This window comes from Streptomyces sp. NPDC028907 (assembly GCF_055564995.1).
Genome location: NZ_JBVHVE010000003.1, coordinates 600,869 through 614,780, shown reverse-complemented (window position 1 = coordinate 614,780; position 13,912 = coordinate 600,869). Strand labels below are relative to the sequence as shown.

11 protein-coding genes are annotated in these 13,912 nt (G+C 70.8%); 7 read left to right on the top strand and 4 right to left on the bottom strand.

Annotated elements, in window-relative coordinates; genetic code table 11:
• Positions 1-39 precede the first annotated feature (39 nt).
• From ACZ4UU_RS11915 to ACZ4UU_RS11905, 3 genes are read left to right on the top strand one after another with little or no spacing between them, the layout of a single operon-like run.
• A complete protein-coding gene (locus ACZ4UU_RS11915; protein WP_468038895.1) occupies positions 40-984 on the top strand; it encodes an NTP transferase domain-containing protein in 945 nt (314 codons plus the stop codon).
• Positions 981-2,441 carry a molybdopterin molybdotransferase MoeA gene (locus ACZ4UU_RS11910; protein WP_468038894.1) on the top strand — a complete coding sequence of 487 codons (1,461 nt, stop codon included), beginning with the start codon at positions 981-983 and terminating at the stop codon, positions 2,439-2,441. The genes ACZ4UU_RS11915 and ACZ4UU_RS11910 overlap by 4 nt, the downstream gene beginning before the upstream one ends.
• A complete protein-coding gene (locus tag ACZ4UU_RS11905) occupies positions 2,429-3,553 on the top strand; it encodes a potassium channel family protein (protein WP_468038892.1) in 1,125 nt (374 codons plus the stop codon). The genes ACZ4UU_RS11910 and ACZ4UU_RS11905 overlap by 13 nt, the downstream gene beginning before the upstream one ends.
• A 38-nt stretch (positions 3,554-3,591) precedes the next feature.
• Here the strand turns inward: ACZ4UU_RS11905 and ACZ4UU_RS11900 are convergent, their stop codons facing one another.
• Together ACZ4UU_RS11900 and ACZ4UU_RS11895 are read right to left on the bottom strand one after the other, a co-directional pair.
• Positions 3,592-4,440, bottom strand: coding sequence for an ABC transporter permease (locus ACZ4UU_RS11900; protein ID WP_468038890.1), 849 nt, complete (start codon positions 4,438-4,440; stop codon positions 3,592-3,594).
• Positions 4,437-5,477, bottom strand: coding sequence for an ATP-binding cassette domain-containing protein (locus tag ACZ4UU_RS11895; protein WP_468038888.1), 1,041 nt, complete (start codon positions 5,475-5,477; stop codon positions 4,437-4,439). Before ACZ4UU_RS11895 ends, ACZ4UU_RS11900 begins: the two co-directional genes overlap by 4 nt.
• A 229-nt stretch (positions 5,478-5,706) precedes the next feature.
• On the opposite strand from ACZ4UU_RS11895, the gene ACZ4UU_RS11890 reads away from it, so the two are divergent.
• Entirely contained in the window at positions 5,707-6,687 is a 981-nt protein-coding gene (locus tag ACZ4UU_RS11890) for an NAD(P)H-quinone oxidoreductase (protein WP_468038886.1), read from the top strand.
• Positions 6,688-6,902: 215 nt separating this feature from the next.
• Here ACZ4UU_RS11890 and ACZ4UU_RS11885 read toward each other — a convergent pair whose 3' ends face one another.
• Positions 6,903-7,877, bottom strand: a complete 975-nt coding sequence (locus ACZ4UU_RS11885; RefSeq protein ID WP_468038884.1) for a hypothetical protein — start codon at positions 7,875-7,877, stop codon at positions 6,903-6,905.
• A gap of 183 nt (positions 7,878-8,060) precedes the next feature.
• On the opposite strand from ACZ4UU_RS11885, the gene ACZ4UU_RS11880 reads away from it, so the two are divergent.
• Positions 8,061-8,594, top strand: coding sequence for a bacterial proteasome activator family protein (locus ACZ4UU_RS11880; protein ID WP_030050626.1), 534 nt, complete (start codon positions 8,061-8,063; stop codon positions 8,592-8,594).
• A gap of 113 nt (positions 8,595-8,707) precedes the next feature.
• Here the strand turns inward: ACZ4UU_RS11880 and ACZ4UU_RS11875 are convergent, their stop codons facing one another.
• A complete protein-coding gene (locus tag ACZ4UU_RS11875) occupies positions 8,708-10,366 on the bottom strand; it encodes a protein kinase domain-containing protein (protein WP_468038882.1) in 1,659 nt (552 codons plus the stop codon).
• Positions 10,367-10,717: 351 nt separating this feature from the next.
• Between ACZ4UU_RS11875 and ACZ4UU_RS11870 the strand changes: the two genes are divergently transcribed.
• Both ACZ4UU_RS11870 and pdhA read left to right on the top strand, forming a co-directional pair.
• Positions 10,718-12,280: a protein kinase domain-containing protein gene (locus ACZ4UU_RS11870; protein ID WP_468038880.1), complete on the top strand. Its 1,563-nt coding sequence runs from the start codon at positions 10,718-10,720 to the stop codon at positions 12,278-12,280.
• A 455-nt stretch (positions 12,281-12,735) separates the two neighbouring features.
• Positions 12,736-13,911, top strand: coding sequence for a pyruvate dehydrogenase (acetyl-transferring) E1 component subunit alpha (gene pdhA / locus ACZ4UU_RS11865; RefSeq protein ID WP_468038877.1), 1,176 nt, complete (start codon positions 12,736-12,738; stop codon positions 13,909-13,911).
• Position 13,912: the final 1 nt, after the last annotated feature.

Genomic DNA, 13,912 nt, shown 5'->3' with positions numbered 1-13,912 from the left:
TGCGTTCCCTGTGATCGCTGAGGCACGCATACTCGGGGGGTGACCGCGTACGAACCGATGGGCGCACAGGACGCCGCCGCTGCCGGACACGACATCGCGTACGACGCCGTCGTGCTCGCCGGGGGCGGCGCGCGGCGGCTCGGCGGTGTGGACAAGCCCGGTGTGCGGGTGGGCGGGCGCCCGCTGCTCGACCGGGTGCTCGCCGCCTGCGCCGACGCGCGGAGCACCGTCGTCGTAGCCGAGCCCCGGTCGACCGCGCGAGCGGTGACCTGGGCCCGAGAGGACCCGCCCGGCGGCGGTCCGCTCGCAGCCCTGGACGCCGGGCTCCGGCACACCACCGCGGAGCAGGTCGTCGTCCTCTCGGCCGACCTGCCCTTCCTCGACGAGCGCACGGTACGACGGCTGCTTGCCGCGCTGCTCACCAGCGGCGCCGACGGCGCGCTGCTCACCGACGCCGACGGCCGCGACCAACCCCTCGTCGCCGCCTACCGCGCGCCCGTACTGCGCCGCGAACTGGCCGCGCTCACACGGGATGACGACGGCCTCACCGGCCTTCCCCTGCGCCGGCTGACCGGCGCGCTCGGTCTCACCCGCGTCCCCGACCCCGTCGCGTCGTTCGACTGCGACACCTGGGACGACATCGCCACCGCCAGGGCACGCATCAGGGAGCATGGGCACGTGTTGGATGAATGGATTTCCGCAGTCAAGGACGAACTGGGCCTGGACCTCGACGTCGACACCAAGCTGCTGCTGGACCTCGCCCGCGACGCCGCCCACGGCGTGGCCAGGCCCGCGGCCCCGCTGACCACCTTCCTCGTCGGGTACGCGGCAGCGCGGGCCAAGGGCGGCGAAGGCGGCCCCGAGGCCGTCGCCGAGGCTTCCCGCAAGGCCGCCGCGCTCGCCCTGCGCTGGGCGGAAGAGGCCGCCGCCCAGTCCGACGCGGCCCCCGACGCCACCCCCGACACCCGCCCGGACGCCGGATGACCCCCCGCGGCACCCGGGCGGACGAGGACGCCGAGGACTTCGACGTCGAGGAGGTGCTCGCCCTCGTGAACGAAGACAACGGCCACCACACCCCTGGCGACCCCGTGCCCGCACCCGCCCCGCACACCACCGGCCCCGACCAGCCGGACCGGCACACCTCGGACCGGCACACCTCGGACCGGCACGCGTCGGACCGGCACCGGACTGACTGGCCCAAGCCGGATCAGCCCACGTCGGACCGTCACCACAAGGCCACCCCCTGGCCCGAGGCCCGCGAGATCGCCGCCCGTGCCGCCGCGGCCGCCACCCGGGCCGCCGGCCGCGCTCCCGTCTCCGTCCCGCTCGACGCCGCCCTCGGCCTCGCCCTGGCCGCCCCCCTCACCGCCCTCACCGACCTGCCCTCCTTCGACACCTCGGCCATGGACGGCTGGGCCATCGCGGGCCCCGGCCCCTGGGCCGTACGGGAAGAGGGCGTCCTGGCCGGACACGCCGAACCCGAGCCGCTCACCGACGGCGAGGCCGTCCGGATCGCGACCGGTGCCCGTATCCCGCCGGACACCACCGCGGTCCTGCGTAGCGAGCACGGCCGCACCGACACCAAGGGCCAGCTGCACGCCACCCGGGAGGTCCAGCAGGGCCAGGACATCCGCCCACGCGGCCAGGAGTGCCGTAACGGAGATCACCTGCTCGCCGTGGGCACCCTCGTGACCCCGGCCGTGCTCGGCCTGGCAGCCGCGGCCGGATACGACAGCCTCACCGCCGTGCCCCGGCCCCGCGTCGAAGTCCTCGTCCTCGGCGACGAGTTGCTCACCAAAGGGCTCCCGCACGACGGGCTGATCCGTGACGCCCTCGGCCCGATGCTGCCGCCCTGGCTGCGCGCACTCGGCGCCGAGGTCACCGCCGTACGCCGACTCGGCGACGACGCCAAGGCCCTGCACAAGGCCCTCACGACCTCCCGTGCCGACCTCGTCGTCACCACCGGCGGCACCGCGGCCGGCCCCGTCGACCATGTCCACCCCACGCTGCACCGCATCGGCGCCGAACTGCTGGTGGACAGCGTCAAGGTGCGCCCCGGCCACCCCATGCTGCTGGCCCGCATCAAGGAGCACCAGCACCTCGTCGGCCTGCCCGGCAACCCCCTCGCCGCCGTCTCCGGCCTGCTCACGCTCGCCGAACCCCTGCTGCGCACGCTGGCCGCGCGCCCCGCTCCGGAGCCCTACACGCTGCCTCTGCGGGAGGCGGCGCACGGGCATCCGTACGACACCCGGCTCATCCCCGTCGTGCTGCGCGGTGACCATGCCGTGCCGCTGCACTACCACGGGCCGGCCATGCTGCGGGGCATGGCGGCGGCCGATGCCGTGGCCGTCGTGCCGCCGGGTGGTGTCCGTGCCGGTCAGGAGGCCGAACTGCTCGACCTGCCCTGGGCGCTCGCCGGTATCGAGGTGTGTTTCACGTGAAACTTCCGGGCCAGGACGCGATCGCCCGCGAGGCGGACGAGAGGGTCGCGACCTATCGTGTGAAACTCCCGAAGAAGATCGTGGAGCATCCGTTCCGTCAGGTCGCCAAGCGGGTGTCGCTGGCCATGATGCTGCTCGTGATGACGGCCTTGATCGTCTACGCCGACCACGAGGGCTACACCGACAATTCCGACGGCTCCGTCGATCTCCTCGACGCCTTCTACTACGCGACCGTCACCCTCTCCACCACCGGATACGGCGACATCACCCCGGTCAGCGATGCTGCCCGGTTCACGAACATCTTCGTCATCACGCCCATGCGGGTGCTGTTCCTGATCATCCTGGTCGGCACCACACTTGAGGTCCTCACCGAACGGACCCGGGAGGAATGGCGTCTGAACCGCTGGAGGTCCACCTTGCGTGACCACACCGTCGTCGTCGGTTTCGGGACGAAGGGGCGATCGGCGATCCAGACCGTCTGCGCGACCGGGCTGAGTAAGGACCAAGTCGTCGTGGTCGACCCCAGTTCCAAGGTGATCGAGGCGGCCGTCGCCGACGGATACGCCGGGGTCACGGGGGACGCGACGCGCAGCGAGGTGCTGAAGCGGGCCGAGGTGCACAAGGCGCGGAAGATCATCATCGCCACCCAGCGGGACGACACGGCCGTCCTGGTGACCCTGACGGCCCGGCAGCTCAACCGTGGCGCGAAGATCGTGGCCGCGGTCCGTGAGGAGGAGAACGCCCCACTGCTCAAGCAGTCCGGTGCCGACGCGGTCATCACCAGCGCCAGCGCGGCCGGTCGACTGCTCGGCCTCTCGGTGCTCAGCCCTGCCGCCGGCATGGTCCTGGAAGACCTCATCCAGCAGGGCAGCGGGCTCGACATCGTCGAACGGCCGGTCATAAAGGCCGAAGTGGGCAAGAGCCCACGGGAGATGGACGACCTGGTGGTGAGCGTCGTACGCGGACACCGGGTGCTCGGATACGACGATCCGGCCGTCGGGACACTGGAGTTGACGGACCGGCTCATCACGATCGTGCGGGCGACGCCGGGCAGTCAGGTCGCACCTGATGAGCGGCGTCTGCCCCCGGGGGTCAAGCCCATGACGCCATGACGCCCCGGGGGATGTGGCGCCTTCCGGCGCCCGCCCGGCTACTTCCGGTTGTACAGCCGCATCGTGATCGGCCCGAAGACCGCCAGGAACAACCCTGCCCAGCCCAGTGACCAGGCGACCTCGTCCGCCGGCCAGTCGCCGCCCATCAATCCGCGGACGGCCGACGACAGATGGGTGATCGGGCTGTTGTTGACGAAGGCCTGAAGCCAGCCCGGCATGGTCCTCGGGTCGACGAACACGTTGGACAGGAAGGTCAGCGGGAAGATCACCATCATGCTGACGCCCATGACGGACTTCTCGGAGCGCAGCATCAGCCCGAACATCGTCCAGATCCACGAGAACGCGAACGAAAAGGCGACCAGCAGCGCGATCCCGGCGAGCACCCCGCCGACGCCGCCGTCCGGGCGGTAACCCAGGATGATGCCGACGGTGAGCATCACGATGGACGCGATGGTGTAGCGCAGGGCGTCGCCCAGCAGATAGCCGACCATGGTCGACGGCCGCCAGATGGGCAGCGACCGGAACCGGTCGAAGACGCCCTTCTCGATGTCGGTGTTCACCGAGACACCGGTGTACATCGTGATCATCACGACCGACATCACCAGGATGCCCGGCAGCAGGAACTGGATGTACTCCTTCGGGGACCCGGCCAGGGCGCCCCCGAACAGGTACGTGTACATCAGCACCATCATGATCGGGAACGCGGTGACGTCGAAGAGCTGCTCCGGCACATGCTTGATCTTCAGGATCGCCCGCCAGCCGAAGGTCATCGAGGCCGACCAGGCGCTGGGCCGCGGGGGCCGTTCCCCGGAGACCAGCAGCGCGGCGAGCGACTCGGCGCTGACGGGGGCGAGTTCCTTGCTCTCGGTCTGCGTCGCGGTGCTCATGCCGCCACCTCGTCCTTGTCGTCCTTGTCGTTGTTGTCGTTCCTGGCGTTCTGGCCGTCGTGCGTGTCGTGGCCGGTGAGGGCGAGGAACACCTCGTCCAGGCTGGGCTGGCCAAGCGAGAAGTTGTCGACGGTGATGCCGGTGCGGGCCAGCTCGGCGAGCACGCGGCCCGCCTGCTCCGCGGCGCCCTGGCCGCCCGCCTCGGCGGAGCCGACGCGGGCGGTCAGGGCCACGGGATCGGGCTCCAGCTGCACGTCCGCGTCCAGGATCAGCCGCAGCACCCGCTCGGCCTCCGGCCGCTGCGCCGCGTCACGCAGCCGCAGATGCACGGAACCGGCGCCCACGGACGCCTTCAGCTCGCCCTTGGTCCCCTCGGCGATCACCTTGCCGCGGTCGATGACTGCGATCCGGGACGCCAGCTGATCGGCCTCGTCCAGATACTGCGTGGTCAGCAGCACGGTGGTGCCCTGGGCGACGACCGCGCGCACGATGTCCCAGACCTGGTTGCGGCTGCGCGGGTCGAGGCCGGTCGTCGGCTCGTCGAGGAACAGCAGGTCGGGGGTGTTCAGGATGGACGCGGCGATGTCGATACGGCGCCGCATGCCACCGGAGTAGTTCTTGACCTGCTTCCCGGCCGCTTCCGACAGCCCGAAGGCCTCCAGCAGCTGCCCGGCCCGCTCCCGCGCGGCATGCTTGCCGTGCCCGAGGAGGCGGCCCAGCAGGACCAGGTTCTCGGTGCCGGTCAGGTCCTCGTCGACGGAGGCGTACTGGCCGGTCAGGCTCACCCGGCCGCGCACCTCGTCGGCCTCGCGGACGACGTCGTGGCCGAAGACATGGGCCTCACCGCCGTCGGGTCGTAGCAGGGTGGCGAGCATCTTCACCGTGGTCGTCTTGCCGGCGCCGTTCGGGCCGAGGACGCCGTAGACCGTGCCGGCCGGAACCGCGAGGTCCACGCCGTCGACAGCCCGTGTCTCACCGAACGTCTTCACCAGGCCCGCGGTCTCGATCGCGAGACCGGACGTCGTCTGCGTGCTCATGCTTCGGGGTCCTTCCGAGTGGCCTTCCGCGTTCTTGGGCTACGCATGGGGAGACCTTTACGGTCCCGCAAACTCATCGGTGCCGCCCAGGGATTTTCGACCGGACCCGCCCAAGGACCGAGGGGCTGGGGGACCGAGGGCTGAGGAGCCGGGGGACGGGAGACCGAGGGGATGAGGGTCCGAGGGACTGGGCACCGGGTCGCGGGCCCCGGGGAGTAGCGTCCGTCCCATGCATGCGATCACGATTCCCGAACCTGGTGGGCCCGAGGCGCTGGTGTGGGACGAGGTCCCCGATCCCGTGCCCGGTGAGGGCGAGGTACTGGTCGAGGTGGTGGCCGGGGCCGTCAACCGCGCCGACATCCTGCAACGGCAGGGCTTCTACAACCCGCCGCCCGGTGCCTCCCCCTACCCGGGCCTGGAGTGCTCCGGCCGGATCGCCGGGCTCGGCCCCGGCGTCTCCGGCTGGGCGGTCGGCGACGAGGTGTGCGCGCTGCTCTCGGGCGGCGGTTACGCCGAGAAGGTCGCCGTACCGGCCGGCCAACTGCTGCCCGTGCCCAAAGGCGTGAGCCTCATTCAGGCCGCCGCCCTGCCCGAGGTGGTGTGCACGGTCTGGTCGAACGTCTTCATGGTGGCCCACCTGCGCCCCGGCGAGACCCTGCTCGTGCACGGCGGCTCCAGCGGCATCGGCACGATGGCCATCCAGCTCGCCAAGGCCGTCGGCGCCAAGGTCGCCGTCACGGCGGGCAGCGAGGAGAAGCTCGACCGGTGCGCCGAGCTGGGCGCCGACATCCTCGTCAACTACCAGGAACAGGACTTCGTCGCCGAGGTCAAGAAGGCCACCGACGGGGCCGGCGCCGACGTCATCCTCGACAACATGGGCGCCAAGTACCTCGACCGCAACGTCCAGGCCCTCGCCGTCAGCGGCCGTCTCGCCATCATCGGCATGCAGGGCGGCGTCAAGGGCGAGCTCAACATCGGCGCGCTCCTGGCCAAGCGCGGCGCCATCAGCGCGACCTCGCTGCGGGCCCGTCCCCTCGGCGAGAAGGCGGCGATCGTCGCGGCCGTACGCGAGCATGTCTGGCCCCTCCTGGACGCCGGCCATGTCCGCCCGGTGGTCGACCGCGAGGTTCCGATGAACGACGCGGCCGAGGGACACCGTGTGCTGGAGGAGAGCGGTCACGTCGGCAAGGTGCTCCTGGTGGCGCCGTAGCACCGATTCGGCCGCCCCGACCGGCCGGGCGGCCCTGGGGCCTGATCCACCGGACGGCCCTAAAGGCTGTTGGACAACGCTCCTGGAAGATCGCGCAGCGCCTCGCGTGCGATATCAACAGGCGTAGCCAGTCACCAGGAAACCGGGCAAACCGAAGGTCTCGGCAGATCCGATCATGGCGGGAAGCCAGCGCTGACCCCGTTGTGCAACGGCCTTTAGCCGCGCCGCAGCCGGAGACCGACGAAGGCGAGGCCCAGACCGAGCCCGATGAGGACCAGGCCGGTACCGAGCGGCAGGACCTGCAGCACGGGCTCGGCGGGGTCGGCGGTGTGCGCGACGGGCTGCCGGGCGGGCGGGTCGGCCGGGGCGAGGGGGTCCGTGGAGGTCTCGTCAGCACCGTCCGGGTTCTCGGCCGGCGGCCTCCCCGCGTCGCCGTCTTCCTCCTGATCCCGCTCCCGGTCGCCTTCCCGGCCGTACGGCTCGTGACGCGCCGCCGCTTCCTCGTCCTCCAGCGGCCCCTTCTCCCGACCCGGCCGTTCCCGCCCCTCTCCAGCCCGGCTCCCGGCCCGGGAGGGCTCGTCGGACGGGGCGGGACGGAAGGCGCCGGGCCCGTGAGCGCTCGGGGTGGGGGACTCCCCGGAATGCGTTTCGTGCCTGTCCTGCCTGCCCTGCCTGCCCTGTCTGTCGTTCCTGTCGTTCTTGTCGTTCCTTTCGTTCGTGTCCTTCGCGTCCTGCCGGGATTGCTCGGACCTGCCGGGCTGCCCGGGCTTCCCGGGTTTTCCGGGCCTCCCCGACTGCCCCGACCCGCCAGACGAGGCCGAAGGGGACCCGGACGGGCCCGTGGCGCTGGAGGAGGGCCGGGACTCGGCCGTGGGGCCGGGGCTGCTCGGGCGGGCGTTGGAGGGGTTCTCGGAGTCAGCCCTGGGGAGAGCCGCGGGCACGGAAGGCTCGGACGGCGTCCGCGAAGCCGCTGGGGAGCCGGAGGAGGCCCCGGACGCGGTCGGCCCCCGCGGGCCCTCGAAGCAGTACGCCGCCCCGGCCGCCCCGTACGGCCCGACGACCAGCCCTGCCACCAGCACACCCAACGTCCCGGCCGTCCGCAGCACCCCCGTCGGCGAGCCGCACCGGTCACTGTGAGCGGCGCGCGGCCGTCCCCGCCCCCCGCGTACCACCGCCAGCCATGAAGTCATGGAACAAGCGTCACAGCATGGTGCATACGCGGCATTCCGAACTGCGCCACCCGACCGAACCGGGCGCACGACCCGGGCATGCGGACACGGCGCCCAACGGAATCTCCGCCGGCGTAAACGGTGGATCACCCCACACAGGGGGCACCACGATGATGAGCTGTACGGGTGCGAGAGAATGGCGGCATGGAGATGCCGAGGAACGAAAGGTCGTCCGAGAACCCCCAGATCCTGGTCGTGGGCCAGGACGGGATGGCGCTCAGCGGCGGCAACGGAGACGAGGACTCCCGCGAGATCCCGGTGACGGAGCAGGTCGAGCAGCCGGCGAAGGTCATGCGGATCGGCAGCATGATCAAGCAGCTGCTCGAAGAGGTGCGCGTCGCTCCCCTGGACGAGGCCAGCCGGGTCCGGCTGAAGGAGATCCACGCCAGCTCCGTGAAGGAGCTGGAGGACGGCCTGGCCCCGGAGCTCGTCGAGGAGCTGGAGCGGCTCTCCCTGCCGTTCACGGACGAGGCGACCCCGAGCGACGCGGAACTGCGGATCGCGCAGGCCCAGTTGGTCGGCTGGCTGGAGGGCCTCTTCCACGGCATCCAGACCACGCTCTTCGCCCAGCAGATGGCCGCCCGCGCCCAGCTGGAGCAGATGCGCCGCGCTCTTCCGCCGGGCGTCGGCGGCCACGAGGAGGGTGGCGAACACCGCCAGGGTGGGCCATACCTGTAAGACACCTGTACGACACAAGACGTCCGACGTGTACGCGAAGGGCCCGGCAGCCGAGGCTGCCGGGCCCTTTCAGTTCGCTGCGATCACTGTTGTCGCGATCACTGCTGTCGGGATCACTCCGGATTGCCCGTGGAGACCTGGAACTCCAGCTCCGGCGGGTCGTCCGGATCCATGTCCGTACGCGCCGAGGGCGACTGCCGCATGATGGTGCCCTCGCCGAAGGTGTTCTCGTTGACGTCGACCTTCTTGTAGCCCCATCCCGCGGCGTCGAGGCACTTGACGACGGACGGCCAGTACTTGAAGGAGAAGTCCGGCATCTGCACCTTGTCGGGATCGAGGAGTGACTCCCGCGGCTCGGTGCACTCGCTCGTCTCGACCGTGTCACCGCTGTCCCCCGCCCGGTATCCGGGCGCCTTCGACGTCGACTCCGTCGCCGTGGCGGTCGAGCCGCCGCTGCCGCCGCTTCCGCCGTCGTCCTCGGTGCCGCCGCCGGTCAGCGTCAGGGCCGCGATCAGGCCGCCCACCGCGACGACGGACACGACGATCGAGCCGATGATCACGGGCCGGTTGTTCTTGCCGCTGCCCGAACCGGGCTGCCGCTGGGGCGACATGGTGTACGGCGGCGGCGTCGCGTGACCCGGCTGCGGGGAGTACGAGGCCGGGGGCGGCGTCTGGAAGCCGGGCTGCTGCGGGTAGCCGTACGCGGGCGACGGCATCGACGGCGGCGGGGTGCCGTACGGGTTCGGGGCCGGGGTCTGCGGGGTCTGCGGGTACGGCGTCTGGACGGGGCCCGCGGGCGGGGGCGTCTGGCCGACCGGCGGGAACACCGAGGCGCCGACACCCTGGCCGTTCTGCGTCTGCGCGCCCGGCACGATGCTGGGCGGGGCGGCCTGGAAGGACGCGGTCACCCGCAGGCACTCGTCACGCATGGACTCGGCGCTGGGGAAACGCTCGTTCGGGTTCTTCTTCAGGGCGCGGGCGACCAGCGCGTCCACGGCAGGCGGCAGGGCGCGGTTGATGGAGGACGGCGCCACCGGCTCCTCCTGCACATGCGCGTACGCGATGGCCAGCGGGGAGTCGGCGTCGAACGGCAGCCGCCCGGTGACGAGTTGGAACAGCATGATGCCGACCGAGTAGAGGTCTGAGCGGGCGTCCACGGCGCGGCCGAGGGCCTGTTCCGGCGAGAGGTACTGCGGCGTGCCGACCACCATGCCGGTCTGTGTCATGGACGTCACACCGGACTGCATGGCGCGCGCGATGCCGAAGTCCATGACCTTCACGACGCCGCGCTTGTTCAGCATCACGTTGCCCGGCTTGATGTCCCGGTGGACCAGGCCCATCTCGTGGCTGATCTCCAGCGCCGCGAGCACGTCGGCGGTGATCTTCAGCGCCTTGTCGGCGGGCATCGCGCCCAACTGCCGTACGTCCTCGTCGAAGACCGAGCTGAGCGGGCGGCCCTCGATGTACTCCATGACGATGTACGGCGTCGTCATGCCGTCGACATCGTCCTCGCCGGTGTCGAAGACCGAGACGATGTTGGTGTGCGTGAGCTTCGCCACGGCCTGGGCCTCGCGGCGGAAGCGCTCGCGGAACGCCTGCTCGCGGCCGAGTTCGGTGTGCAGGGTCTTGACCGCGACCTGGCGGTCGAGCACGGAGTCGTACGCGAGATGCACCGAGGCCATGCCGCCCTCGCCGAGCAAGTCGCGCAGCTGATAGCGGCCGCCGGCCAGTGCCCGCCCCACGTATCGGCCCTGTGCGCCGTCCTGGCTCATGTTCTGCGTCCCCCGTAGCCTCTCGGGCGCCTGCGATTGCCGCGAACCGGCAATCCCGAGTGATCCAATGTGCTATTCCCGGCCAAGTCTGCCCCACGGCACTGACAGGTCAAGCGCGGTGCCCGTTCCGTGACCGTACGCGAAGGGAGCGTCGCGGAAGCGTTACAAGGGTCGTACGACCGGTGCACAGAATTTGCACGAGTGGACGGGGTACCGGTTTGATGACCGGTCCGTCTCCTTCCGGTAGGGGTGGCCGTCTCGGACCGACGGCTTGCGCGGAGGCTGTAGCGTGGCCGACGGAGACCGTAACAACACCGCGCGCACCGCGGGCAGAAACGACGGCGAGGACTGATGGCACAGCAGCAGCGCGCTCAGGGCCCGTCCGACCCCGAGGCGGCTGGCGGCGGTATGTCAGACGCGCCGGAAATGTGGGGTAATGGCGGACTTGTCGGGGACGGCCGTTATCGGCTGACCCGCAGACTCGGCCGGGGCGGTATGGCCGAGGTGTTCGCGGCCGAGGACGTGCGCCTCGGCCGCACCGTGGCGGTCAAGCTGCTGCGCGCCGACCTCGCCGAGGACCCGGTGTCCAAGGCGCGCTTCACGCGCGAGGCCCAGTCGGTGGCCGGCCTCAACCACCACGCGATCGTCGCCGTGTACGACTCAGGCGAGGACGTCGTCGGCGCCCACAGCGTGCCGTACATCGTGATGGAGATCGTCGAGGGCCGCACCATCCGCGACCTCCTCCTCAACGCCGAGGCACCCGGCCCCGAGCAGGCCCTGATCATCGTCTCCGGCGTCCTGGAGGCCCTCGCCTACTCGCATCAGCACGGCATCGTGCACCGCGACATCAAGCCCGCCAACGTCATCATCACGCACAACGGCGCCGTGAAGGTGATGGACTTCGGCATCGCCCGCGCCCTGCACGGCGCACAGTCGACGATGACCCAGACCGGCATGGTCATGGGCACCCCGCAGTACCTCTCGCCCGAGCAGGCACTCGGCAAGGCCGTCGACCACCGCTCCGACCTGTACGCGACGGGCTGCCTGCTCTACGAACTCCTCGCGCTGCGCCCGCCGTTCACCGGTGAGACCCCGCTGTCGGTGGTCTACCAGCACGTACAGGACATCCCGACCCCGCCGTCCGAGGTCTCCGACGCCACGCCGCCCGAGCTCGACGGCCTGGTCATGCGCTCGCTCGCCAAGGAGCCCGACGACCGCTTCCAGACGGCCGAGGAGATGCGCGGGCTCGTCCAGTACGGCCTGCAGATGCTGTACGACCAGGGCGGCCACACCGGCACCTGGAACACCGGCCCGGTGACCATGCACGACGGCCGGCACACCCCGGCCGCGGGCTTCGCGAACACCACGGTCATGGGGCACCCCGGCGACTCGGGCTCCGGCACGACCCAGATCCCGCAGCCGATCCTGCCCAACCGGTACGGGGGCGGCGACGACGGCGGCTTCGAGGGGCACGGCAACAAGGGCGGCGGCCGCGGCAAGCTGTGGATCCTGGCCGTCTTCGCGGTGATCGCCATCGCGGCCGGGGTCGCGCTGGCGATCAAGGGCACCGGTTCAGACAGCCCCGGCACCGACCCCACGCAGAAGCCGACGACCTCGCAGACCCAGGACGAGAACAAGCCGACCGACGAGGCCACGGACGAGGCGACCGAGGAGCCGACGGACGAGGTCACCGACGACGGCAGCGGCACGGGCACCGACCCGACCTACCAGCCGACGCAGGACCCGACGTACGAGCCGACCGAGGACCCGACGTACGAGCCGACCGAGGACCCGACCACGGCCGATCCCACCGACGAGCCCACGGAGGATCCGACGGAGGAGCCCACGGAGGATCCGTCCACGCCGCCGACGTTGCCTACCCCGACGGACGGCGGTACCGGGGGCGGCGTCTGATCGGCGGGCGTCTGACGGGCCCGCCGGCCCGGTCCCGCTGAAGTCTCACCCGGAAGAACCCACCCACGCGCGCGTGCGGCCCCGAAACGGGCCCCACGCGCGCGTGCCGTTGATCTCCCTTTTGATCTTCCTTTTGCCGATCTCCGCCCGGCGACTCTTCCCGTGACCTGGGTCACCGATATAACGTGCCGTTGTTCCGGCCCCCTGCAAGGCTGTGACCAGGAGTTGTTCCCTCCTTTCGTGATTTACTTGGATATCCAAGCAAAATCGCAGGTCAGGAGGGGTTTCACAGAAATGTGGAGCACTGGGTAACGTGCCTTTTGCAGGGCGCTCGCCGGGGCACCTGTCACGCCTGTCCCCAACGAGCCGCACCCACCCTGTGCGTCCGTAGGGCTGCAGGTGAGCCGCACTGGCACCCGGCGAACCCGGGTAGCCGGACCGACGGAGGAGCACACGTGACCGTGGAGAGCACTGCCGCGCGAAAGCCGCGACGCAGCGCCGGTACCAAGAGCACGGCCGGCAAGACAACCGCAAGGAAAACGCCGAGCAAGGACCCCGAGCTCGTGCAGCTGCTGACGCCCGAGGGCAAGCGCGTCAAGAACGCCGAGTTCGACAAGTACGTCGCCGGCATCACCCCCGAAGAGCTCCGCGGCCTCTACCGCGACATGGTGCTCACCCGGCGCTTCGACGCCGAGGCCACCTCCCTGCAGCGCCAGGGCGAGCTGGGCCTGTGGGCTTCGCTGCTCGGCCAGGAGGCCGCCCAGATCGGCTCCGGCCGGGCCACCCGCGAGGACGACTACGTCTTCCCGACCTACCGCGAGCACGGCGTCGCCTGGTGCCGCGGGGTCGACCCCACCAACCTGCTCGGTATGTTCCGCGGCGTGAACAACGGCGGCTGGGACCCCAACAGCAACAACTTCCAGCTCTACACGATCGTCATCGGCTCCCAGACGCTGCACGCCACCGGCTATGCGATGGGCATCGCCAAGGACGGCGCCGACAGCGCGGTCATCGCCTACTTCGGCGACGGCGCGAGCAGCCAGGGCGATGTCGCCGAGTCCTTCACCTTCTCCGCGGTCTACAACGCTCCGGTGGTGTTCTTCTGTCAGAACAACCAGTGGGCGATCTCGGAGCCGACGGAGAAGCAGACCCGGGTGCCGCTGTACCAGCGTGCGCAGGGCTATGGCTTCCCGGGTGTCCGGGTCGACGGCAATGACGTCCTGGCGTGCCTGGCGGTGACGAAGTGGGCGTTGGAGCGGGCCCGTGCGGGTGAGGGTCCGACGCTGGTGGAGGCGTACACGTACCGCATGGGCGCCCACACCACTTCCGACGACCCCACCCGTTACCGGGGTGACGAGGAGCGTCAGGCCTGGGAGGCGAAGGACCCGATTCTGCGTCTGCGGGCCTATCTGGAGGCTTCAAACCACGCGGACGAGGGATTTTTCGCGGAACTGGAGACCGAGAGCGAGGCGTTGGGCAGGCGAGTGCGCGAGGCGGTCCGTGCCATGCCGGACCCGGACCGTTTCGCCATCTTCGAGAACGTGTACGCGGACGGGCATGCGCTCGTCGATGAGGAGCGCGCCCAGTTCGCCGCCTACCAGGCGTCGTTCGCGGATGTCGAGGGGGTCTGAC